General features: G+C 68.5%; 19 protein-coding genes. 6 read left to right on the top strand and 13 right to left on the bottom strand.

The genetic code is table 11. The annotated features are described in order from the left end of the window. Window positions 1–152: 152 nt before the first annotated feature. Complete coding sequence (locus tag IM708_RS12410) at window positions 153–1,337, bottom strand: acyl-CoA dehydrogenase family protein (RefSeq protein ID WP_209426895.1); 1,185 nt, start codon at window positions 1,335–1,337, stop codon at window positions 153–155. 224 nt (window positions 1,338–1,561) lie between these two features. After that, window positions 1,562–2,854: a serine--tRNA ligase gene (gene serS / locus IM708_RS12405; RefSeq protein WP_209426894.1), complete on the bottom strand. Its 1,293-nt coding sequence runs from the start codon at window positions 2,852–2,854 to the stop codon at window positions 1,562–1,564. Between the two features lie 132 nt (window positions 2,855–2,986). On the opposite strand from serS, the gene gatC reads away from it, so the two are divergent. The 4 genes from gatC to IM708_RS12385 are packed head-to-tail and all read left to right on the top strand — an operon-like array spanning window position 2,987 to window position 5,991. Continuing rightward, on the top strand, window positions 2,987–3,277 hold the full coding sequence (gene gatC, locus IM708_RS12400) for an Asp-tRNA(Asn)/Glu-tRNA(Gln) amidotransferase subunit GatC (RefSeq protein WP_209426893.1): 291 nt from the start codon (window positions 2,987–2,989) through the stop codon (window positions 3,275–3,277). Next, window positions 3,274–4,761: an Asp-tRNA(Asn)/Glu-tRNA(Gln) amidotransferase subunit GatA gene (gene gatA, locus IM708_RS12395; protein WP_209426892.1), complete on the top strand. Its 1,488-nt coding sequence runs from the start codon at window positions 3,274–3,276 to the stop codon at window positions 4,759–4,761. Before gatC ends, gatA begins: the two co-directional genes overlap by 4 nt. Before the next feature lie 31 nt (window positions 4,762–4,792). Next, entirely contained in the window at window positions 4,793–5,350 is a 558-nt protein-coding gene (locus IM708_RS12390; protein WP_245243163.1) for an excalibur calcium-binding domain-containing protein, read from the top strand. After that, on the top strand, window positions 5,347–5,991 hold the full coding sequence (locus IM708_RS12385) for an N-acetylmuramoyl-L-alanine amidase (RefSeq protein WP_209426890.1): 645 nt from the start codon (window positions 5,347–5,349) through the stop codon (window positions 5,989–5,991). The genes IM708_RS12390 and IM708_RS12385 overlap by 4 nt, the downstream gene beginning before the upstream one ends. 38 nt (window positions 5,992–6,029) lie before the next feature. Here the strand turns inward: IM708_RS12385 and IM708_RS12380 are convergent, their stop codons facing one another. The 3 genes from IM708_RS12380 to IM708_RS12370 all read right to left on the bottom strand — a co-directional run bounded on the left by IM708_RS12380 (window position 6,030) and on the right by IM708_RS12370 (window position 9,976). Next, window positions 6,030–7,328 carry a DUF3422 domain-containing protein gene (locus IM708_RS12380; protein ID WP_209426889.1) on the bottom strand — a complete coding sequence of 433 codons (1,299 nt, stop codon included), beginning with the start codon at window positions 7,326–7,328 and terminating at the stop codon, window positions 6,030–6,032. A gap of 144 nt (window positions 7,329–7,472) precedes the next feature. After that, complete coding sequence (locus tag IM708_RS12375) at window positions 7,473–8,459, bottom strand: TIGR01620 family protein (RefSeq protein WP_209426888.1); 987 nt, start codon at window positions 8,457–8,459, stop codon at window positions 7,473–7,475. A 101-nt stretch (window positions 8,460–8,560) separates the two neighbouring features. Then, window positions 8,561–9,976 (bottom strand): YcjX family protein, encoded by a 1,416-nt coding sequence (locus IM708_RS12370; protein WP_209426887.1) that lies wholly within the window; start codon window positions 9,974–9,976, stop codon window positions 8,561–8,563. A 100-nt stretch (window positions 9,977–10,076) separates the two neighbouring features. Here IM708_RS12370 and IM708_RS12365 point away from each other — a divergent pair, with 100 nt between their 5' ends. Together IM708_RS12365 and truA are read left to right on the top strand one after the other, a co-directional pair. Next, window positions 10,077–10,943: an SDR family oxidoreductase gene (locus IM708_RS12365; RefSeq protein WP_209426886.1), complete on the top strand. Its 867-nt coding sequence runs from the start codon at window positions 10,077–10,079 to the stop codon at window positions 10,941–10,943. 262 nt (window positions 10,944–11,205) lie between these two features. Continuing rightward, window positions 11,206–11,973 (top strand): tRNA pseudouridine(38-40) synthase TruA, encoded by a 768-nt coding sequence (gene truA / locus IM708_RS12360; RefSeq protein ID WP_209426885.1) that lies wholly within the window; start codon window positions 11,206–11,208, stop codon window positions 11,971–11,973. Window positions 11,974–11,999: 26 nt separating this feature from the next. Here truA and IM708_RS12355 read toward each other — a convergent pair whose 3' ends face one another. From IM708_RS12355 to acs, 8 genes are all read right to left on the bottom strand, one after another. Next, window positions 12,000–14,090: an exonuclease domain-containing protein gene (locus tag IM708_RS12355; RefSeq protein ID WP_209426884.1), complete on the bottom strand. Its 2,091-nt coding sequence runs from the start codon at window positions 14,088–14,090 to the stop codon at window positions 12,000–12,002. Continuing rightward, the gene (locus IM708_RS12350) at window positions 14,087–14,515 is read right to left on the bottom strand and encodes a response regulator (RefSeq protein WP_209426883.1); all 429 of its coding nucleotides are present in this window, start codon (window positions 14,513–14,515) and stop codon (window positions 14,087–14,089) included. The genes IM708_RS12355 and IM708_RS12350 overlap by 4 nt, the downstream gene beginning before the upstream one ends. Next, window positions 14,493–15,047, bottom strand: coding sequence for a hypothetical protein (locus IM708_RS12345; RefSeq protein WP_209426882.1), 555 nt, complete (start codon window positions 15,045–15,047; stop codon window positions 14,493–14,495). Before IM708_RS12345 ends, IM708_RS12350 begins: the two co-directional genes overlap by 23 nt. Before the next feature lie 9 nt (window positions 15,048–15,056). Further along, the gene (locus IM708_RS12340; RefSeq protein ID WP_209426881.1) at window positions 15,057–16,892 is read right to left on the bottom strand and encodes a DUF294 nucleotidyltransferase-like domain-containing protein; all 1,836 of its coding nucleotides are present in this window, start codon (window positions 16,890–16,892) and stop codon (window positions 15,057–15,059) included. Between the two features lie 54 nt (window positions 16,893–16,946). Next, complete coding sequence (locus tag IM708_RS12335) at window positions 16,947–18,731, bottom strand: sodium:solute symporter family protein (RefSeq protein WP_209426880.1); 1,785 nt, start codon at window positions 18,729–18,731, stop codon at window positions 16,947–16,949. 12 nt (window positions 18,732–18,743) lie between these two features. Beyond that, window positions 18,744–19,001 (bottom strand): DUF4212 domain-containing protein, encoded by a 258-nt coding sequence (locus IM708_RS12330; RefSeq protein ID WP_209426879.1) that lies wholly within the window; start codon window positions 18,999–19,001, stop codon window positions 18,744–18,746. A gap of 99 nt (window positions 19,002–19,100) precedes the next feature. Further along, the gene (locus tag IM708_RS12325) at window positions 19,101–19,793 is read right to left on the bottom strand and encodes an adenylate kinase (RefSeq protein WP_209426878.1); all 693 of its coding nucleotides are present in this window, start codon (window positions 19,791–19,793) and stop codon (window positions 19,101–19,103) included. Then, complete coding sequence (gene acs, locus IM708_RS12320) at window positions 19,786–21,759, bottom strand: acetate--CoA ligase (protein ID WP_209426877.1); 1,974 nt, start codon at window positions 21,757–21,759, stop codon at window positions 19,786–19,788. The genes IM708_RS12325 and acs overlap by 8 nt, the downstream gene beginning before the upstream one ends. Window positions 21,760–21,788: the final 29 nt, after the last annotated feature.

The following is a 21,788-nucleotide window of genomic DNA, read 5'->3' as shown; positions in this document are numbered from 1 at the left end:
GACCCGCGCGCCGAAACCCTGCCAGGGACCCCCAGCACGAAAGTTTCATTGCGGTTAACGCCACCGTTTTTTGTCCATAAATCAAACGCTTGCCCAACTGCGCAAATTTGCGCACCCCGGCCTTCCCGGCCCCCGCACGCGCCCGGCAGCCCTCAGCGCAGGTCCAATCCACGGGCGCGAAACAGCTCTTCGGCGATGATCAGCTTGCGCACCTCCGTCGTCCCCCCGCCGATCGAGGCGATCCGGGCATTCCGGTAGTGCCGGTTCACCTCGGTCTCCCAGACAAACCCCGCGCCGCCGTGAATCTGCACCGCCTTGTCGGTCACGCTGGCGATCATCGCCGCCCCGTGCAGCACCGAGGCCGCGGTCAGCATGTGGATCGCCCCGCGCCCGCCCTCGCCGCGCGCCAAGCCGTCGCAGGCCGCCAGCGCGCGATAGGCAAGCGTGCGCGCCGCCTCGATCTCGGCATACATTTCGGCCAGCATCCCCTGGATCATCTGGAAGCTGCCGATCGGCTGTCCGAATTGCCGCCGCGTCGCCGCATGCTCCAGTGACAGGTCCAGGCACCGCTGCGCCGCGCCGATGTACGGCAGCCCCAGAAACGCGCGCTCGATATCGAGCCCGCTCATCACGATGCCGACCCCGCCATTCTCCGGTCCCAGCCGGTTCGCCGCGGGCACCCGCACGCCGTCGAAGATCAGCTCACCCGTCGGGCAACCCCGCCACCCCATCTTCCTCAGGGTCTGCGCGACCGAGAAACCCGGCGCATCCGTTTCCACGACAAAGGCGCTGATCCCCTTCGCCCCGCGCTCCGGCGCGGTCTTGGCATAGGTCAGCACCAGATCCGCCACCGGCCCGTTCGAGATGAACATCTTGCGGCCCGTGAGCACGTAATCGTCGCCCTCCCGAGCCGCGCGCAGGGCCATCGACCCCAGCGCGTCCGATCCCGCCCCCGGCTCGGTCAGCGCCAGCGCCCCGACCTTGCGCCCAGCGCACAGGTCGGGAACGAAGCGCTCCACCTGCTCGGGCGTGCCGTTCCTCAGGATGTTGTTCAGGCACAGGTTCTCGTGCGGCCCCCAGATGAACGCGGCGTTGAGGTTCCAGTAGCCGAAGGCCTCGGCCACCAGACCCGCGCCCATCAGGTCCATCCCCGCCCCGCCCAGTTCCACCGGCGCGGTCAACCCGCAATAGCCATCCGCGCCCAGCTTCGCCATCAGGTGGTCGGGATACCAGTCCTCGTCATCCATCCGCGCCAGAAGCGGGTGCAGCTCCGCCTCGGCATAGCGCAAGGCGGCATCGCGGATCGCGCGTTGGTCCGCGGTCAGATCGAACTGCATCGGCTCTCCTCCTTGTGCCGAGAGCCAGGGCGCTGCCTGTGCACCGCCCCCCGGACCGGTTTCAGGCCCTCACGGCGTCCCCGGAACGCCCGGCGCGAAAGTTTCATTGCGGTTAATGGCGCCAAATCTGCCATCCACATCAACAGCTTGCCGAAGCGCACTAATTTGTGCACCCTGGCCGTGACCGCGTTTTGCGCCATCATCGGCGGCGGCGCGGGCCGGTCTCAGATCAGGTCTCCCTCGGGCGTGATCCGGCGCTTGCCGCCCAGCCAGGGCACCAGCGCCTCGGGCAGCGTGACCGAGCCGTCGACCTCCTGCCCGTTCTCCAGCACCGCGATCAGCGCCCGCCCCACGGCGAGGCCCGAGCCGTTGAGCGTCGCCACGAATTCGGGCTTGCCGCCGCCCGCCGGCCGGTAGCGCGCGTTCATCCGCCGCGCCTGGAATTGCCCGCAGGTCGAGACCGAGCTGATCTCGCGGTACTTGCCCTGCCCCGGCAGCCAGACCTCGATGTCATGGGTCTTCTGCGCCCCGAACCCCATGTCGCCGGTGCACAGCACGACCGTCCGGTAGGGCAACTCCAGCTTCTGAAGGATCGCCTCGGCGCAAGCGGTCATGCGCTCGTGTTCCTCCAGCGCCGCCTCGGGCGTGCAGATCGTCACCATCTCGACCTTCTCGAACTGGTGCTGGCGCAGGATGCCGGTGGTGTCCTTGCCGGCCGATCCCGCCTCGGACCGGAAACACTGCGAATGCGCGGTCATCCGCATCGGCAGCGCGCCCTCGTCCAGGATCTCGCCCGCCGGCACGTTGGTCAGCGTCACTTCCGAGGTCGGGATCAACCACCAGCCGTTCGTCGTGCGATAGCTGTCTTCGGTGAATTTCGGCAGTTGCCCGGTGCCAAACATCGCCTCGTCGCGGACCAGGACCGGCGTCCAGGTCTCGTCCAGCCCATGCTCGGTCACATGCGTGTCGATCATGAACTGCGCCAGCGCCCGGTGCAGCCGCGCGATCGCGCCCTTCAGCACCATGAAGCGCGATCCCGACAGCTTTGCCGCCAGCGGCAAATCCAGCCCCGGCTGCACGCCTGCGATCTCGAAATGCTCTTTCGGGTCGAACTCGAAGTTGCGCGGGTTTCCCCAGCGGCGGATCTCCACGTTCTCGGACTCGTCCGCCCCTTCGGGCACCTCCTGCAGCGGCAGGTTCGGAACGCCGGCCAGGATCGTTTCCAGCCGCGCCTGCTCGGCAGCGGCCTCCTCGTGCAGGCGGGCGACCTCGGCCTTCTTCTCGGCCACCAGCGCGCGCAGGCGCTCGAACTCGGCCTCGTCCCCGCGGGCCTTCGCGGCGCCCACCTCCTTCGACGCGCGGTTCTGCTCGGCCTGGGCATTCTCGGCCGCGGTGATGCGCGCGCGCCGCTCGGCATCCAGTTCCAGCAGGTCTGCGGACAGCGCCGAAAGCCCCCGGCGCCGGAGCGCATCGTCAAAGGCGGCGGGGTTTTCGCGGATGGCGCGGATATCGTGCATGGTCGTCCCTCTGGTTTTGCCTGTAATGCACCAAAGCTCAGCCTGGGTGAAGGGGCGCGGGCCTGCTTGCATGGCTTCCGGCACACGGGTAAACCCGCGCCAGACCCGCAACCGGAAAACACCGGAGAGCCCATGTCCACGATCGACCTGGAAACCGCGCGCCGCGTGGCGAAACTCGCGCGTATCCGCGTGCCCGATGACAACCTGCCGGCGCTGGCCGGAGAGTTGTCGCAGATCCTCACCTTCATGGAACAGCTCAACGAAGTCGACGTCGAGGGCGTGGAGCCGATGACCTCGGTCACGCCGATGCGGCTGAAGCGGCGCGCCGATGTGGTGACCGAGGGCGGCATGCAGGACCGCATCCTGTCGAACGCGCCCGAAGCGCGCGAGGGCTTCTTCGCCGTCCCGAAGGTGGTGGAATGACCGCACCCAACGAATTGACCATCGCCGAGGCCCGCGACGCGCTGCGCCGGGGCGAGATGACCTCGGTCGAGTTGACCGAGGCCTGTCTGAACGCGATCGAGGCTGCGGGCGCGCTCAACGCCTTCGTCCACAAGACGCCGGAGATCGCGCTGGACCGCGCCAGGGCCGCCGATATTCGCCTGCAGCAGGGCGATGCCCCGGCTATGTGCGGCATCCCGGTGGGCATCAAGGACCTGTTCTGCACCGAGGGCATGCCGAGCCAGGCAGCCAGCCGCATACTCTCCGGCTTCCGCCCCGAATACGAATCGACCGTCTCGGCGCAATTGCGCGACGCAGGCGCGGTGATGCTCGGCAAGCTGAACATGGACGAGTTTGCCATGGGCTCGTCCAATGAGACGGCGTGCTACGGTCCGGTCGTGAACCCCTGGCGGCGCTGCAACGACGACACGGCCCTGACCCCCGGCGGCTCGTCCGGTGGCTCGGCGTCGGCGGTCGCGGCGAACCTGTGCCTGGGCGCGACCGGCACCGATACCGGCGGCTCGATCCGCCAGCCCGCGGCATTCACCGGCACCGTCGGGATCAAGCCCACCTACGGGCGCTGCTCGCGCTGGGGGATCATCGCCTTCGCCTCCTCGCTCGATCAGGCCGGGCCGATGACACGCACCGTGCAGGACGCGGCGATCATGCTGCAGGCGATGTGCGGGCATGACGCGAAGGATTCGACCAGCGCCGACCTGCCCGTGCCGGATTTCGAGGCCGCGCTGACCGGCGACATCCGCGGCAAGCGCATCGGCCTGCCCCGTGAATACCGCATGGACGGCATGCCCGACGAGATCGAGAAGCTCTGGGCCGACGGTGCGCAGATGCTGCGCGACGCGGGCGCCGAGGTTGTCGATATCAGCCTGCCACACACGAAATACGCATTGCCCGCCTACTACGTCATCGCCCCGGCCGAGGCCTCGTCGAACCTCGCGCGCTACGACGGCGTGCGCTACGGGCACCGCGCGAAGCTCAGCCAGGGCGACGGCATTACCGAGATGTACGAAAAGACCCGCGCCGAAGGCTTCGGCCCCGAGGTGCAGCGCCGGGTGATGATCGGCACCTATGTGCTGTCCGCCGGCTTCTACGACGCCTATTACAACCGCGCACGCAAGGTCCGCGCGCTGATCAAGCGCGACTTCGACCAGGTTTTCGGCGACGGCATCGACGCGATCCTGACCCCCGCCACCCCCTCGGCCGCGTTTGGGCTGGGCGAGATGGCGGATGCCGACCCGGTGCAGATGTACCTCAACGACGTCTTCACGGTGACCGTGAACCTCGCCGGCCTGCCGGGGATCGCGCTGCCGACCGGGCTGGATCGGCAGGGCTTGCCGCTGGGGCTGCAACTGATCGGCCAACCCTGGGGCGAGGCCGATCTGCTGAACGTCGCACATGTTCTTGAACGCGCCGCGGGCTTCGTGGCGAAACCCGCGCGCTGGTGGTAGGACGATGTCGAACAGCAAGGGAATTGGCAGCATGCGTTTCGTCCTCGTTCTGGCAACCGCGACGGTGGCGCTGGCGGGTTGCGCCGGCACGGTCGGCGCTCCGGCGGCGAACGAGCCGGCGCCCCTGCGCAGCGATGTGAGCGATCAGAACCGCTTCGTGCCGCCGCCGGGCGGTTTCGCCGGGGCCTCGGCTGCGGCGCTCGCGTCCAATGCCGCGAACCCCAACCCGATGCAGGGCACCGGAACCGGTGCACCGGCCGCGGGATTCGTTCCGATTGACGACGACGGGTTTGCCGAAACCTCCACTGCCGCCGCCGCGCGCGAGTCCTCGGCCCCTAACATCGTCGACTACGCCTTGCGCACGTCCCATCCGGTCGGAACGGAACGCTACCGCCGCAGCAACCCGCTGCGCTGGCAACTCTGGGAACGCAACTGCACGCAGTTCAACAGCCATGATGCCGCGCAGGAAGCCTTTTTGGCCGCGGGCGGGCCGGAACGCGACCGTCGCAATCTTGACCCCGACGGCGATGGCTATGCCTGCTGGTGGACGCCCGAGCCGTTCCGCCGGGCCTTCCAAGCGGACGAATGATCCGACATCCTTCGCCGAATTTCGGACCGCGGCGTGACGGCTTGCAGCCCGAACTGATCGTTCTGCACTACACCGAGATGTCCTCCGCCGAAGCCGCTCTGGACCGGCTTTGCGCGCCCGAGGCGCAGGTTTCATCGCACTACCTGATCGGCGCGGACGGCCGGCTGTGGCAACTCGTCGACGAGGCCGCGCGCGCCTGGCACGCCGGCGCAGGCGCCTGGCGCGGACAGGGGGACGTCAATTCGCGCTCCATCGGGATCGAACTCGACAACGACGGGCGCAGTCCCTTTACCGAACCGCAGATACGCGCGCTGGAATCGCTGCTTCCCGCGATCATGACACGATGGCAGATCGCGCCCGCCGGCGTTATCGCGCATTCCGACCTCGCGCCCGAGCGAAAGATGGACCCTGGCCCGCGCTTCGACTGGCGGCGGCTCGCGCTGCGGGGGCTTGCGATCTGGCCCTGGACCCTCGAGAATGCCGATGCCGCACTTGCCGAATCACTGGACCGAATCGGCTATCCGCGCGTGCCCCCGGAAACGCGACTTGCCGCCTTTCGGCTGCGCTTTCATCCCGGCGCCACCGGTCCCGAGGCGGCAGAGGACCGAAGCCTTGCTGCCGCCGTCGCCGCCGCCTGCTGAAACGATCCCAAGGCAACTTTCGTGTCACGGGGCCCACCTCAGTGCAGCATCCGGCGCAGCCGACGCACCACGAACCAGACAAGCAGGATCACGAACGGGGTCAATCCCGCCATCACCAGCGTCCGCCCGATCCCCATCGGTTCGACCAGGGGCATGGCGATGTTCGCGGCGAGATTCACGCCATAGTAGCTTATCGCGACGACCGACAACCCCTCGACCGTGCGCTGCAATCGCAACTGAAGATCGGCGCGGCGGTCCATGCTTTGCAGAAGGTCCTGGTTCTGCGCGGATCGCGCGACCTCGACCTGGGTCGAAAGCAATCGGGCGGCGCGGATCGCCCGTTCGGACATTCCCGCCAGCCGGGTTTCGGCCGCCTTGACGGTGCGCATGGCCGGATCGAAGCGCCGCTGCATGAATTCGGCCAGTGTCTGCCGGCCCTGGAACCGGGTCTCGCGCAGAACCTCGATGCGGGCGTGAACCAGCGCCTCGTAGGCGCGGGTGGCACCGAAGCGGAACGAGGTGCTGGTCTGCAGCCGCTCCAACTCGGCCGAGACGCCCATCAGCGAATCGAGCGATGCCTCCGGCCGCGGCATGCCGGCCGCCATGTCGCTGATCAACGCGCCCATCCGCCGATCGAGCGCCCCCATCTCGGCCGAGATCTGGCGAACGCGTGCAAGACCCAGCATGGACATGGTCTTGTAGGTCTCGATCTCGCACAGCCGCTGGACCACGCGTCCCACCCGTTGCGGCCCGGTCCCGGCGCGCACGAAGACCGCCATGCGGATATGCCCCGCCGGGTCGATGCGAAAATCCGACGCCACTAGCACCGCCTCGTCGACCGCCCAGGACACGGCAAGGCTTTCGCCGACGAACCAGTCCCCAAGCCAGGCACTGATCGACGGGTCGGTCCCGTCGGCTGCGTCAGCGGGCAACTCGGCCAGTTGGATCAGCACCGAGGTGATGCGCACGCCAGGCGCCGCTTCCAGCCAGTCCTGCGGATAGAGGTCGAAGACCGCGGGATCGAAGGGCCGTTGCGGCAACCCGGCGGCGAAGCCGGTATAGGACACGAACTCGGTATGGCTTTCCCATTTCAACCCGTGGCGGCCCAGTTTGCAGCCGTGATGCGTGGCGCCGGGCGCAGGATGCGTCGCGCCGGACCGATCGAGCAGCGCCTCCAGATGTGCGCGATCGCGGTCGCGATCCCGCGCCGCGGCGTCCTTCTCGGGCTTGATCGCCAGGAAAGCGACCGTGCCCGGTACCGGGATGACCGGCGCGGGACGGGCGTGCAGCTCGTTGGTCAGGCTGTATCGCAGCGGATGATCGGCAATCGACGGCATGTCAGGGGTCGCTCTGGTCGGGGCCTGATTGTTGCCAGCACTACGCACGCCTGCAAAGATCGGATTTGTCCGGCCACCCGCCTGCGGTCAGTGCGCAATGGTGTACTTGTATTTCTGCAACGATCGTGACCGGGGATTTATGGCTCAACCGCGGCGGAAGGCCCCCTGCAGCGCCCGCCCGACAAGCGCGCTGACCGAGGGGCGCCTGCCTGCGCGAAACGGCAGCGGCCGGCAGACCTCGATCGCGCTGACGCCGACACGCGCCGTCAGCGCACCGTTGACCACGCCTTCGCCGAACCGGCGCGAAAGCTTCGCCGCTAGCCCGCCACCGGCGAACGAGCCGATCATGTCGTCGCCCACCGCGACGACGCCCGTCGCCATCAGGTGCACGACCACTGCGCGCGCCAGCCGCAAGCTGCCCAGCGCCCCGGCGCGTCCGCCGTAAAGTTCGGCAATGCGGCGGATCATTCGTAGATTGGCCAGAAGCGCCGCCGCGACATCGGCCAGCGCGACGGGGACAAGCGCGGTGACCATCGCCACCTGCCGCGCGGCCAGTTCCACCTCGGCCCGCGCGCGCGCATCGATCGGCACCAGCCACCGCGCCTCGGCCGCATCGATCACGGCATCCGCGTCCAGAAGCTCGTCCGCCGCTGCCCAATCCTGCGCAAGCGGCCCGGCGTAAAGGCGGGCCAACCGGTCGGCGACCGCGCGCGCGCCGGCAAGATCGCCCCCCGCCAGCGCCCGATCGGCGTCGAGGCGAAGTCCGTCGAGCCGGCGCAGGCGATAGATTCCCAACGCCTCGCGCACAGCAAGAACCAGAAGCCCGACAACCAGGACCCCAAGCAATCCGGCCCCCAGGGCGCCCAGCCAGGGCTGACGCGCAATCAGACCCGTGGCGAAGTCCCAGGCCGCCACCCCAAGGACAAGGATCAGGAACGCACCCGCCGCACCCCAGAAAAGCCGCGCCCAGGGACGCGCCGGCCGCGACAATGCGCCGATCGTGGCCTGCATCGCGCGACCTTCGAGGGGCAGTTCATCCTCGATCGGCGGCGCCGCACCGGGATCGGGCGATGGCTCCCCGTCGATTTCGATCAGGACAGGCCCTTGCTTGGGGCGGCCGGGGTCGGTCATGCCTTCCTCCGTTGCAGGGCGGAAACCGCAGGACACGCGCACCGAACCGGCGCCGGGTCGCGGCGGGATCTTCTTCGACAATGAAACGCGCTCATTCATGCTCAGGCCAGCCGGTCACCGAAAAGAAACTCCGCTGCTCGGTCAAGGCGGATATGCGGCAGCCCGTCGCCGGGTCGACGGTCGAGCAACGGCGGCGCAAAGCGCATGGCGGAGAAATCGTCCTGCAACCACGCCTCGGCGCCGGCGCGCGCAGGCGCAAGCAGCCGTGCGGGATCGTCCGGCAGATCGCCGGGATGAAAGGCCGCCTGACGCCCGTCCGGCAATCGCCCGCGCACCAGATCGCGCGCAACGCCTTGATGAGGGCGACTTTCCTCGACCGTCGCGCGCAGCGCGGCGATCGCCATCGCCTCGGTCCGGGCACCGGAAAACCGCGCCCGGTCGCGCGCCTCGGCCAGCATCGCGGTGATCAATGCGGTCATCCGGGGGTGCTGGCTGTGGTGCAGATGGTCGGCCTTCGTCGCCGCAAAGAGTATCCGCTCCACCCGACGACCGCGCAAAAGCGCCGACAGCCAACTGTTCGGCCCGGGCCGGAAGGCCGTCAGCACCTCGGCCATCGCGCGGCGCTGATCCTCCAGGGCGGCGGGGCCGCGATGCACCGCCTCCAGCAGGTCGATCAGCACCACCTGCCGGTCGATGCGCGCGAAATGCGTCTCGAAGAACGGCCGCACCACCGCGCGCTTGTAGCCGTCGAAACGGCGCTCCATCTCGCGCCAGAGGCTGCTTCGGCGCGGGTTTTCGGGACGCGGCATCGGCACGAAGGTCAGCACCGGGGACCCGGCCAGATCGCCCGGCAGCAGGAACCGGCCAGGGCTGCAGTCGGACCAGCCGGCGGCGCGCGCGGCGATCAGCCCGGCGGTGTAGGTCTGCGCGAGTTTCTGCGCGACGGCTTCGTCATGCGCGCCGGCGGGGTCTGCCCCGGCCAGCTCCTGCAGAAACGCGTGCGCCTGCGGCCGTGCCGCCAGGCGGTCCAGGGTGGCCCGCGACCAGTCGGCAAAGGACTTGTCCATCAACCCTAGGTCCAGAAGCCATTCGCCGGGATAGTCGACGATATCGAGATGCAGGCGCCGCACCCCGGTCAACGGCCCGAAGAAGCCCGAGGGCGCCAGCCGAAACGACAGGCGCAACTCCGAGATGGCGCGCGTTCCATCTGGCCATCTCGGCTCCGCCCCGGTCAGCGCCGCCAGATGCCCCTCGTAATCGAAGCGCGGCAGCGTCAGGTCGGGCTGCGGCTGCAGATAGGCCGCGTCGATCACACCGTCGCGCACGGCGCGCAACTGGCTCATGCGCCCCGATTCCAGCAGGTTGTTGACCAGCGACGTGATGAACACCGTCTTTCCCGCCCGGCTGAGGCCGGTCACGCCCAAGCGCAGCACGGGCTCGAAAAAGGCCTCGGACACGGTGGCCGAAACCGCCTCGAACGACTGGCCCAGACGGTCGGCGATCGGGCCGAGAACCATGGCTCCTCCGGAAAGTGACGCCCCGTAAGAATAGGGGCGCGGAGGTGCGAGTTAAAGGCGGCGATCTTGCCGGCGCGCGCGCAACGCGCATATTGGGCCTATGGAACAGGTTCTTCTGAGCATCGGGCACGGATACGCCGCCGAATACGTCGCGCGCGCGCTGGGTCCCGGATGGCGCGTGCTGGCCACGACCCGGTCCGCCGAACGCGCGGAAACCCTGGCGAAGGCCGGGCGCGAGCCGGTGATCTGGACGGCGGGTCAGGACGGCAGTGCGTTGCGCATGGCGCTGGAACAGGCCACCCACCTGATCACATCGGTCCCTCCCGACGACGCTGGCGATCCCGTGCTGCGCGCGCTGACCCCGCTGATCGCCGATGCCGAGCGGCTGAAATGGATCGGTTATCTTTCCGCGACAAGCACTTACGGCGACGCGCAGGGCGGCTGGGTGGACGAGCGGACGCCGGCGGCGCCGGGGAGTGCGCGGGGGCGGGGGCGGTTGGCGGCGGAGCGGGCGTGGGAGGCGCTGGGAAAGGCCGCGGGGGTGCCGGTGGCGATCCTGCGGATTGCCGGGATCTACGGGCCGGGGCGGTCGGCGTTTGATCAGTTGCGCCGCGGCACCGCGCACCGGATCGACAAGCCCGGGCAGGTCTTCAGCCGTATCCATGTCGAGGATCTGGGCCGCATCGTCGCCGCGGCGGCCGATCAGCGGGCGGCCGGTCCATTCAACTTGTGCGACGATGAGCCCGCGCCGCCCCAAGATGTGGTGGCATATGCCGCCGAACTGGCTGGCCTGCCCTGCCCGCCCCTGGTCCCTTTTGACACCGCCGACCTCAGCCCGATGGCGCGCAGCTTCTACAGCGAGAGCAAGCGCACACGCTCGGTCCGGGTGGGGCCGGAACTGGGCGTGACCCTGCGCCATCCCGACTATCGGGCGGGCCTGCGGGCGATCCTGGAGGGCGGCGGGTGACGCCGGCAAGGGTGCTGGAAAGTGTATGGCAAGCGGCTGGCAAGCGTATGGCAAGCGTATGGCAGTTCCGAACGGTGCGTTCACACATCGCCAAGGATCGCGCCCACGGATCTCGCCAGAGAAACGCGCCAGGGAACGCGCCCGGCCCGCGCCCGCGCCACGGGGCGGGTGGGTGGGCGTGGCGTGGGCGCGGGCCGGGCGTCCGGCACCACGCCTGCTGCGCGCAATGGACGCCCCGCGACATTCGCGCTAAGGCGCAGCCATGCCCCGCTTTGCCTTCCGCATCGAATACAATGGCGCCCCGTTTCGCGGCTGGCAGCGCCAGTCCGACCAGCCCTCGGTCCAGGGCGCGGTCGAGGCGGCGCTGGCGCGGCTCGACCCCTCCGCGCCGCCGATGACGGCGGCGGGGCGGACCGATACCGGCGTCCACGCGAAGGGCCAGGTGGCGCATGCCGATCTCGCCCGCGACTGGGACCCGTTCCGGCTGGCCGAGGCACTGAACTTCCACCTGCGCCCGGCCCCGGTGGCGATCACCGCCTGCGCGCGGACCGATCCCGCCTTCCACGCCCGCTTCGATGCCACCGAACGGCGCTATCTCTTCCGCGTCCTTTGCCGTCGCGCGCCGGTGGTGCTGGAGGCCGGGATGGTCTGGCAGTTGCGCCATGCGCTGGATCTCGCGCCCATGCAGCAGGCCGCGCAGGCGCTGATCGGCCGGCACGATTTCACCACCTTTCGCGCCGCGCTCTGCCAGGCGGCCTCGCCCATCAAGACGCTGGACGAGGTCACGATCGACGCGCATCCGCATTCCGGCGGGACCGAGTTCCGCTTCACGCTGCGCGCGCGGTCGTTTCTGCACAATCAGGTCCGCTCCATCGTCGGCACGCTGGAACGGGTCGGCGCCGGGGCCTGGCCGCCCGACCGGGTCGGCGCCGCGCTGGTGGCGCGCGACCGCGCCGCCTGCGGCCCCGTGGCCCCGCCGCAGGGCCTCTACCTGACCGAGGTGCGCTATCCCGCCGATCCGTTCGGCTGAGCGCCCGTTGAAGCCACGGCGACAGGTCAGGCCTTGTTGACGTCCTTCTGCAGCCGACCGTGGCGGCGCACCTCGGCCAGCACATCGCCGAAGGTCTGGAAGCCGCGGGCGCGCAGCATCGGCAGCAGCTTCAGAAAGGCATCGGCCGTGGCCACCGTGTCGCCGATGGCGGTGTGGCGGGCCTCGTCGGGGATGGTGATGCCCAGCCGGGCGGTCAGCGCATCCAGCGAATGCTGCTCCATCTGCCCGAAGACCACGGCCGACAGCAGCACGGTATCCAGAACCGGGTTGTCGAAGCTGGCGCCGATCCCGGCCTCGTGCCGGCGCAGGAATTCCAGATCGAAGGGCGCGTTATGCGCGATCAGCACCGCGCCGCGCGCGAAGGCGTGGAACTGTCGCCCGGCCTCGGCAATCGTCGGCGCGCCCTTGACCATCGATTCGGTGATGCCATGCACATCGGTGGACGAGGGCGGGATCGGCCGCCCGGGGTCGACCAGCGTGTCGAAGACCTCGGATTCCAGCCGCCGCCCGTTGACCAGCCGCACCGCCGCGATCTGCACGATTTCGTCCGAGGCGGGCGACAGGCCCGTCGTCTCGGTGTCGAAGACGACATAGGTCAGATCCTCCAGCCGCGTGTCGGCAACGGCGGCGCTGCGCGCCTTCGACAGAAGGTCGAAGTCGTAGACCACCTTGCGCGCGATGGGCGGCGGGCGGCGGCCGGCGCGGCGGGCGTTGCGGATCGGCATGCAGACGGCGCCCTGCTCGGGGCTCGGGCTTTCGGTCCAGGCCTCGGTCCCGTGCGCCTGCAGGACCGCGCGCCCGGTCAGATCGCCGATGGCCTCGTCCAGCGCCTCGGTCAGCCAGGCGTCGAAGCGGCCGACCGGCAGCGGCGGCCCCTGCCAGTCGAGGCGCAGGAGCGCGCCAGGGCCATCCTCCTCGATCAAGGTCAGGCGGAAGGCGCGGGCGTGGCCCTTGTCGGCCAGCCGGCGCCCCAGCCAGCCGAACAGCGTCACGATCTCGAACCCGTCGAGCGTGACGATCAGTTCGGGCCCCTCGACGTCCAGCTCCAGCCCCTCGGCCTCGAACCGGGCCTTGAGGCTGTCCAGCAGATCGGCCGAGCGGGTCTGCGGCAGCGGCCGCCAGTCGGCCTGGCTGGCGTCGTAGCGCGCGCCCAGGTCGGTAATCGCGTGGGTCAGGGTCTGCACCTCGTCCAGCATGGCGCGGCGCAGGTCGTCGGTGGTCTCGGCATCCAGTTCCGACATGACGCCGATCACCGTCTGCAGGTTGGCCGCCGGGCGGCGCACGCGCTCGAAGACCTCGGACAGCAGGGCGTCACGGTGGTGGTGCGCGGCCAGATCGGCGGTCACGTCGCGAAGCGTCAACACGTAGCCCGGCGCCATGCCCGGATCGCGCCGGCGCAGCACCCGCATCCGCCCGGCGAGGACGCGCCCGCCGGTGACCGTGGCACACAGAAGGTCCGACGCGGTGTCGGAATCGCCCGCGCCCGACAGGCGCTGATAGGCGTGCGTGATCGGCCCCTCGCGCAGGTAATCCAGGAGGTTGCGGTCCAATCCCGGCGCGTTGCCGCCGCCCAGGATGTCGACGGCCGGACCGTTGTAGAAGACCAGCTGATGCTCCGCCGTGCAGAGCAGCACCGCCACCGGCACATCGGCCAGCAGGGTTTCCAGCCGCGACTTCTCGGCGGCGAGGCGCGTGGTTTCGCGCGCGATCGCCTCGGCCAGGGCGTTGCGGGTCTGCGCAAGCTGGCGGGTCACCGCCTCGGCCGCGGGGGCCAGATCGCCGAGGTAGCGCGCGGCCTCGGCCTCGCGCGTCAGGTCGTTGTCGATCTCGGCATGGGCGCGGGCGCGGATGGCGCCCGAGAGCCGGTCGATGGCGCGCGCGACATTGGCGTCGAAGAGGTACCAGATGGCGGTGACCAGACCCAGCGACAGGAAGCCCGCGATCAGCCCGGCCTGCAGCGCGACGGGGGCGAAGGCCGGCGCGTCGCTCCGCGCCAAGGCCGCCCAGAGCCCGAAGCCGATGGCCAGCGCGACGCCGGCCGCGATCAGGGCGAAGAAAAGCAGGATGCGCAGCCTGAGGCTCAGGCGCTGGATCATTCAGGGCGCTCCGGGGTGATAGCCTCGAGGTCGGGGGCCGGCTCGCCGGCCAGAATTCTGCGAACTTCGGCGCGCAACTCCTTCAACTCGAAGGGTTTCGAGATGAAGCCGTCGGCGCCCATCGCCAGCCCCTTGCGCCGCTCCATGGCCGAGCCGCGCGCGGTCATCATCAGGATGCGCACGTCCTTCAACTCGGGGTCCATGCGCACCGCCTGGCAGATCTCGTAGCCCGACACCTCGGGCAGCATGACATCGAGCAGCACCAGGTCCGGGCGCATCTCGCGGATCAGCTCGACCGCGCCCTCGCCGGTGGCGGTGCGGGTGTGCTCGTACCCCTCGCGCGAGATCAGATAGTCGAGCGCGATGGCGATGTTGTCCTCGTCCTCGACGATGAGGACGCGCTTAGCTTCCCTGCCCTCTGGCATGTCGGATCTCCTCCCCCGCCGCGCAGACGGTGCGCAGCAAACTGTCCCCGGCACTCAATGCCCGCCAGTCCGCCCCCTCCAGCGACCCGTCGGGCAGTACCTCCACGCCCGCGCCGATCGGGGCCAGCGCGGGTGTCTCGCAATCGATCAGAACCTCTGCCGCGCGCACCGGTTCCCAGCGCGCCATCGACACGACCAGCGTGCGCACCAGATGCGGCTGTTCGGGATGCACCAGCGTGCGCGTCAGGTCGATCGCGCGCAACCGGTTGACCGGCGTGCGCAGATAGCTGAGCGGGCGCAGCGGCGACGGGTCGGCGACGGTATCGGTCAGGCGCAACTGCGGCTGCGCCTCCATCATCCGGTCGGCCCAGGAATATTCCGCCCAGACCGAAAACGCGAGCATGCCGGCCGCGACCGCGGTGGGATACATCCACCCCGGCAACCGGCCGCGCCCGAGAATGCGCCAGCCCAGCATGGCCACGCCCATCAGCCCGAACCCCGCCGACAGTGCCCCGATCAGTTCGAACAGCATCCTTGCCCCCTAGCCCAGCGTGCCGCCGCGATGCCCCAGCGCCGATTGCATCGTGCGCACCACCACGAAGGCGTCGCGCAGGTGGCTGCGTTCGAAGTCGCTAAGGTCCGACGGCGCCAGGAAATTGTCCGGCTTGCGCCCCGACCGCACCAGCGCGGCCTGGTTTTCCAGCCGCAGGCGGGCGATCAGGTCGTAAGCCTCGATCAGGTCGCGCGCGCCCGAGATCGAGATGACGCCGGCATGCTCGGCGCCTTCCAGGCGGGCGCGGGTGTTGACGGCGGACAGGCGCCCCTTGATCGCGTAGACTCGCGCCAGGTCCGCCACCGGCACGACGCCGCCCAGCTTCAGGTCGATATGGTTCTTGTACTCGCCCGAGCGGATGGTGGCGAACCCGCGCAGAAGCCCCAGCGGCGGCTGGTGCTTGAGCGAGTTCGAGATCATGTGCGCGACGAAGATCGAGTTCTTCGAGGCCATCGCCAGCGTCTCGGTCTGCAGGTCGCGAAACAGCGCCGGCGTGCCGCCGATCGGGCGCAGGTCGAACATGACCGAGGCCAGCATCTGCGCCTCGGGGCTGGGCGAGTCGACCCATTTCTCGAAGTAGCGGCGCCAGACGCGGCGCGGCTGGCACCAGCGCGGATTGGTCGCCATCATGTCGCCGGGGCAATAGACATATCCCGCCGTGTTCAACCCGTCCGAGACGTATTTCGCCATCTGGCGGAAGAATTCCATGTCGTCGTCGGTGACCGAATCGTCCAGGATCAGGCAGTTGTCCTGATCGGTGATGCCGGTCTGTTCCTGCCGGCCCTGGCTGCCGCAGGCGAGCCACAGCCACGGCACCGGGGCGGGGCCGAACTGGGTCTCGGCCAGCTTCAGCAGCCGGCGGGTGACGGTGTCGGCGATGTCGGTGATCAGGCGTGTCACCACCTCGTGGGCGTTGTTGGCGGCGACCAGCTGCATCAGCAGCCGGGGGATGCGCGCGGTGACCTCGGCCATTTCCTCGGCGCTGTCGGCGACGGCGGCGTCGCGCACCAGCTGCGCCGTGCTGACCGCCTGAAACCGCGTGAGGTCGGTCTGCGTGATGATGCCGCGCAGCTCGCCCCCCTCGACGATCGGCAGATGGCCGATGCGGCGCTCCAGCATCGTGTGCAGGATGTCCGAGCCCAGCGAATCCGGGGTCAGGGTCAGCGGATCGGCGGTCATCACCTCGGCCACGGTGGTCGTGGCCGCCAACCCCTCGGCCAGGACGCGGGCGGTCAGGTCGCGGGTGGTCAGGATGCCGACGAGCGTGCCGTTTTCCGTCACCGCAAGGCTGGAGATATGCTTCTCGCGCATCAGCCGCGCGGCGTCCTGCACGCTGTCACCGGGCTGGCAGGTGACCGGGTTGCGCGCCATCAGATCGGCGACCTTGAGCGTGCTCAGGTCGTTGCCGCGCGATTCCGCCGGGCGCGAGCGGTTGAAGAAACGGGTGAAGGCGGGCGAATTGGCGATCAGCCGCTTCAGTTCCGCCACCGGCAGCATCAAGATCACGCTGTCCTCGGTCGCCCGCGCCGAGGTCAGCGCCAGCCCGTCGCGCATCAGCCCGCGCTCGCCGAAGGAATTGCGCGGCCCCAGGATCGAGACCAGCTCGCCGTTGCGGTCGATCACCTCGACCGCGCCGCGCTTGATCAGGAAGATGCCCTTGAGCGGCTCGCCCGCCGCATAGATCTCGGACCCGGCGGGGTATTCCCTGCGGCTGAAGGAATCGACGACTTGCGTCAACTCGTCCCGCGGCAGGCTGTCGTAGGGGTGCACGCTTTCCAGAAAGGTTCTGATCGCGTCGGCACGGGTTTCCATGGCCATCGGCATCCCTTGGGGGGTGGGGTGGAAGGGCGCGGCATGCGCGCCCTTCCGGTGTCAGGATCAGTGCGCCTGGGCGGTTCCGGCGCCGCGCGGCACGCGGATCGATTCCACCAGTTCCTGGATTTCCGGCGGAGCGGGCCGGGTCATCGCCAGCACGATATAGGCGGCGGCGAAGTTCAGGATTGCACCCACGGCACCGAAGCTGAGCGGCGAGATGCCGAATAGCCAGTTGTCCGCCGTGTTGGCCAGCATGTTGGTGCCCGGGATGAAGAACCAGCCCAGATAGGTGAAGATGTAGAGGACCGTCGTGCCGAGGCCCACCAGCATCCCCGTGACCGCACCCGCCGAGTTCATCTTCTTCGAGAAGATGCCCATCATGATCGCCGGGAAGAGCGACGAAGCCGCCAGACCGAAGGCCAGCGCCACCACCTGGGCCGCGAAGCCCGGAGGATTGAGCCCCAGGTAGGTCGCAAGCGCGATGGCAAAGCCCATCGAGATGCGCGCCGCCAGAAGCTCGCCCTTTTCCGAGATGCCGGGGTTGATCATCGACTTGATCAGGTCGTGACTGACCGCCGACGAGATGGCGAGCAGAAGCCCCGCCGCCGTCGACAGCGCCGCGGCCAGACCGCCGGCGGCGATCAGCGCGATCACCCAGCCCGGAAGCTGCGCGATCTCGGGGTTGGCCAGCACCAGGATGTCCTGGTTGAAGGTCACCATCTCGTTGCCCTGCCAGCCCTGTTCCGTCGCGATCGCCGGCGGGTTGGCTTCGTTGTAGTAGCGGATCACGCCGTCGCCCGCCTTGTCCTCGAACGCCAGAAGGCCGGTCTGCTCCCAGTTGACCATCCATTGCGGCTTGTCGGCATAGGAGATCGGATTCTCGAGGTCGAGTTCCCCGGTCGCCAGCGTGTTCGGGTAGATGGTGGTGATGATGTTCAGACGCGCCATCGCACCGACCGCCGGAGCGACCGTGTAGAGCAGCGCGATGAACACCAGCGCCCAACCCGCCGATTTCCGCGCGTCCGAAACCTTCGGCACGGTGAAGAAGCGGATGATGACGTGCGGCAGACCGGCGGTGCCGATCATCAGCGACATGGTGAAGAGGACCATGTTCAGGGTCGAGCCGTGGTGCCCGGTGTAGTCGCGGAAGCCCAGTTCCACCAGCACCTGGTCGAGCTTGGTCAGCAGCGGCAGACCGGATTCGGTATGCGTGCTGAACAGGCCGATCTGCGGCAGGAACTGCCCGGTCAGCTGCAGCGAGATGAAGACCGCCGGGATGGTGTAGGCGACGATCAGCACGCAATACTGGGCAAGCTGGGTGTAGGTGATGCCCTTCATCCCGCCAAGCACCGCGTAGATGAAGACGACCGTCGACGCGATGAAGAGGCCGGTCGACGCGTCCACCTCGAGGAAGCGCGAGAAGGCCACGCCCGCCCCGGTCATCTGCCCGATGACGTAGGTGATCGACATGACCAGAAGCGAAACGACGGCGACAAGCCGCGCCGTCTGGCTGTAGAACCGGTCGCCGATGAAGTCGGGCACGGTGAAGCGGCCGAACTTGCGCAGGTAGGGCGCAAGCAGCAGCGCCAGCAGCACGTAGCCGCCGGTCCAGCCCATCAGGAAGGTGGAGTTGCCGTAGCCGACAAACGCGATCAGGCCCGCCATCGAGATGAACGAGGCCGCCGACATCCAGTCGGCGGCGGTCGCCGCCCCGTTGACGATCGGATTGACCCCGCGCGAGGCGGCGTAGAAGTCCGCGGTGGTGCCGGCGCGCGCCCAGATGGCGATGCCGACGTAGAGCGCGAAAGAAGCGCCCACGACGATCAGGTTGAGTGTAAACTGGTCCATCAGCCCTGTTCCTTACTGCTCGTCCACGCCGTACTCGCGATCGAGCCGGTTCATGTACCAGGTGTAGTAGAAGATCAGCACGATGAAGGTCAGGATCGAACCCTGCTGGGCGAACCAGAAACCAAGATCAGTGCCACCGATGGGGATGCCCGACAGCAGCGGGCGCAGTACGATGCCGAAACCGAACGAGACAAGCGCCCAGATCACCAGTGATATGGTGATGATCCGGATGTTCGCCTTCCAGTAGGCATCAGAAGACTTGTCAGACATGTCATGTCCTCCCAGGGTTCCTCCTGCCGTCGCCCCCGCGCGGGACGCCGGCTTCTTGTCTGCACCTTTTCCCCGGCCCGCGGACGGGGCGGCGGTGCGTCAGGCCGTCACCTTGTCGACGATCGCGCCAAGTTCCTCTGCGATGGCAGTGATGGAACCCATTCCGTCCACCCGGGACAGAACGCCGCGCTTGTCGTAATAGGCGATCAGCGGTGCCGTCTGCGCGTGGTAGGCCGAAAGCCTGGCCGCCACGGTTTCGGCATTGTCGTCGGCCCGTCGGGTGAACTCCGTGCCGCCGCATTTGTCGCAAACCCCGGCCACGGCCGGTTGCTTGAATTCGTCGTGATACCCCTCGCCGCAGGTGGCGCAGGTGTAGCGCCCCGACACCCGGCGCACCATCGCGTCGTCCTCGACCTCGATAGAGATGGCGGCGCCGATGGACATGCCCTGCCCCTCCAGTAGCGCGTCCAGCGCCTGCGCCTGCCCGGTGGTGCGCGGAAAGCCGTCGAGGATGACGCCGCGCGCGACGTCGGGGTCCTGCATCCGGTCCTTCAGGATCTCCAGCACGATCTCGTCGGAGACCAGCTCGCCCGCATCCATCGCCGCCTTCGCCCTCTTGCCGGCGTCGGTCCCGGCATTGACCGCCGCGCGCAGCAGGTCCCCGGTGGACAGCTGCACAAGCCCGAATTTGTCCTCCAGCATGCGCGCCTGGGTTCCCTTGCCCGCCCCCGGCGGGCCCAGCAGGATCAGCACGGCAGGCTTGGTTCGGGTCTGGCTGTCGGCCTCAGGCATCGGTACGGCTCCGGTTCATGCGGTTATCGATCAGGTCATCGACGACCGACGGATCGGCCAGGGTCGAGGTGTCACCCAGCGCGCCGAAATCGTCCTCGGCGATCTTGCGCAGGATGCGCCGCATGATCTTGCCCGAACGGGTCTTCGGCAGGCCCGGCGCCCACTGGATCAGGTCGGGGCTGGCGATCGGTCCGATCTCGTTGCGGACCCACTTGACCAGGTCCTTGCGCAGATCATCGCTGGGCTCGACGCCGTTCATCAGCGTGACATAGGCGTAGATGCCCTGCCCCTTGACCGCGTGCGGGTAGCCCACGACCGCGGCTTCGGCCACGACATCGTGCGCGACCAGCGCCGATTCGACCTCGGCCGTGCCCATCCGGTGGCCCGAGACGTTGATGACGTCATCGACCCGGCCGGTGATCCAGTAATAGCCGTCCGCATCCCGCCGGCAGCCGTCGCCCGAGAAGTAGTAGCCCTTGTACTGCTGGAAATACGTCTCCTGAAAGCGCTGGTGATCGCCCCAGACGGTGCGCATCTGCCCGGGCCAGCTGTCGGCGATGCAGAGCACGCCCTCGGCCTCGGTGCCCGTCTGCTCCTCGCCCGTCGTGGGGTCGAGGATCACCGGCCGCACGCCGAAGAAGGGTTTCGTCGCCGATCCGGGCTTGGCGGCGATCGCGCCGGGAATGGGCGTGATCAGATGCCCGCCGGTCTCGGTCTGCCACCAGGTATCGACGATCGGGCATTTGCCCTTGCCGACATGGCTGTTGTACCAGTTCCACGCCTCGGGGTTGATCGGCTCGCCGACCGTGCCCAGCAGCCGCAGGCTCGACAGGTCATGCTTTTCCACCCATTCCGGCCCATGCGCCATCAGCGCGCGGATCGCGGTCGGCGCGGTGTAGAACTGGTTGACCTTGTGGCGGGCGCAGACCTCCCAAAATCGGCCGGCGTCGGGCCAGGTCGGCACGCCCTCGAACATCAGGGTCGTGGCCCCATTCGCCAGCGGGCCGTAGACGATGTAGCTGTGGCCGGTGACCCAACCCACATCGGCCGTGCACCAGAAGACATCCCCGTCATGGTAGTCGAAGACGTACTGATGCGTCATCGCGGCAAAGACCAGATACCCGCCCGAGGTATGCACAACCCCCTTCGGCTTGCCGGTCGACCCGCTGGTATAAAGGATGAACAGCGGATCCTCGGCGCCCACCTCGGTATAGGGGCAATAGGCGCTGGTCTCGGCCATCTCGGCCTTCATGTCGATGTCGCGCCCGGCGGTCCAGGTCGTCTGGTCGCCGGTGTGCTTCACGACGAAGCACTTCACCGAATCCTTGCAGTCCAGCAGTGCCCGGTCGGTATTGCCCTTCAGCGCCGTGCGCTTGCCGCCCCGCGGGGCGGTATCGGCGGTGATCACCGCCTTGGCCTCCGAGTCGTTGATCCGGTTGGCCAGCGCGTCCGGCGAAAAGCCGGCGAAGACGATCGAATGCACCGCGCCGATCCGCGCGCAGGCCAGCATCGCATAGGCCGCCTCGGGGATCATCGGCATGTAGAGCACGACGCGGTCGCCCTTGCCGATCCCGTGCTCCTTGAGCACGTTGGCCATGCGGCTCGTCTGCTCCAGCAACTCCTTGTAGGTGATGTGCCTCGCCGGCGACTTCGGATCGTCGGGCTCGAAGATGATCGCGGTCTGGTCGCCACGCGTCACCACATGGCGGTCGATGCAGTTGGCCGACACGTTCAGCGTGCCGTCTTCGAACCAGCGGATGTCGACCTTGCCGAATTCGAAATTGGTGTTCTTGGCGCTGCTGTAGGGGCGGATCCAGTCGATGCGCTTGCCATGCTCGCGCCAGAACGCCTCGGGGTCCTCGATGGAGGCGGCGTACATCTTTTCGTAACCCGCGGCATCGAGATGCGCCCGGCTCACGAAATCCTTCGGGGCGGGATAGGTCTGCGGCTGGCTCTGATCCGACATGGTGCTCCTCCAAGCATCGTGGAAACGGG

Origin of the sequence: Pararhodobacter sp. SW119, assembly GCF_017811755.1 — a bacterium.
Taxonomy (GTDB): domain Bacteria; phylum Pseudomonadota; class Alphaproteobacteria; order Rhodobacterales; family Rhodobacteraceae; genus Pararhodobacter.
The sequence above is the reverse complement of the archived record's forward strand: the minus strand, read 5'-3'. Positions and strand labels throughout refer to the sequence as shown.

What these genes read in the sequence shown, in the direction of transcription:
- IM708_RS12375 (WP_209426888.1), bottom strand. Translation starts at nt 8,459, where the DNA reads ATGACCGACCCCGGCCGCCCCAAGCAAGGGCCTGTCCTGATCGAAATC.
- IM708_RS12380 (WP_209426889.1), bottom strand. Translation starts at nt 7,328, where the DNA reads ATGCCGTCGATTGCCGATCATCCGCTGCGATACAGCCTGACCAACGAG.
- IM708_RS12365 (WP_209426886.1), top strand. Translation starts at nt 10,077, where the DNA reads ATGGAACAGGTTCTTCTGAGCATCGGGCACGGATACGCCGCCGAATAC.
- gatC (WP_209426893.1), top strand. Translation starts at nt 2,987, where the DNA reads ATGTCCACGATCGACCTGGAAACCGCGCGCCGCGTGGCGAAACTCGCG.
- IM708_RS12345 (WP_209426882.1), bottom strand. Translation starts at nt 15,047, where the DNA reads ATGCTGTTCGAACTGATCGGGGCACTGTCGGCGGGGTTCGGGCTGATG.
- IM708_RS12385 (WP_209426890.1), top strand. Translation starts at nt 5,347, where the DNA reads ATGATCCGACATCCTTCGCCGAATTTCGGACCGCGGCGTGACGGCTTG.
- IM708_RS12335 (WP_209426880.1), bottom strand. Translation starts at nt 18,731, where the DNA reads ATGGACCAGTTTACACTCAACCTGATCGTCGTGGGCGCTTCTTTCGCG.
- IM708_RS12350 (WP_209426883.1), bottom strand. Translation starts at nt 14,515, where the DNA reads ATGCCAGAGGGCAGGGAAGCTAAGCGCGTCCTCATCGTCGAGGACGAG.
- serS (WP_209426894.1), bottom strand. Translation starts at nt 2,854, where the DNA reads ATGCACGATATCCGCGCCATCCGCGAAAACCCCGCCGCCTTTGACGAT.
- IM708_RS12330 (WP_209426879.1), bottom strand. Translation starts at nt 19,001, where the DNA reads ATGTCTGACAAGTCTTCTGATGCCTACTGGAAGGCGAACATCCGGATC.
- gatA (WP_209426892.1), top strand. Translation starts at nt 3,274, where the DNA reads ATGACCGCACCCAACGAATTGACCATCGCCGAGGCCCGCGACGCGCTG.
- IM708_RS12370 (WP_209426887.1), bottom strand. Translation starts at nt 9,976, where the DNA reads ATGGTTCTCGGCCCGATCGCCGACCGTCTGGGCCAGTCGTTCGAGGCG.
- IM708_RS12325 (WP_209426878.1), bottom strand. Translation starts at nt 19,793, where the DNA reads ATGCCTGAGGCCGACAGCCAGACCCGAACCAAGCCTGCCGTGCTGATC.
- IM708_RS12410 (WP_209426895.1), bottom strand. Translation starts at nt 1,337, where the DNA reads ATGCAGTTCGATCTGACCGCGGACCAACGCGCGATCCGCGATGCCGCC.
- IM708_RS12390 (WP_245243163.1), top strand. Translation starts at nt 4,793, where the DNA reads ATGCGTTTCGTCCTCGTTCTGGCAACCGCGACGGTGGCGCTGGCGGGT.
- IM708_RS12340 (WP_209426881.1), bottom strand. Translation starts at nt 16,892, where the DNA reads ATGCCGATGGCCATGGAAACCCGTGCCGACGCGATCAGAACCTTTCTG.
- truA (WP_209426885.1), top strand. Translation starts at nt 11,206, where the DNA reads ATGCCCCGCTTTGCCTTCCGCATCGAATACAATGGCGCCCCGTTTCGC.
- IM708_RS12355 (WP_209426884.1), bottom strand. Translation starts at nt 14,090, where the DNA reads ATGATCCAGCGCCTGAGCCTCAGGCTGCGCATCCTGCTTTTCTTCGCC.
- acs (WP_209426877.1), bottom strand. Translation starts at nt 21,759, where the DNA reads ATGTCGGATCAGAGCCAGCCGCAGACCTATCCCGCCCCGAAGGATTTC.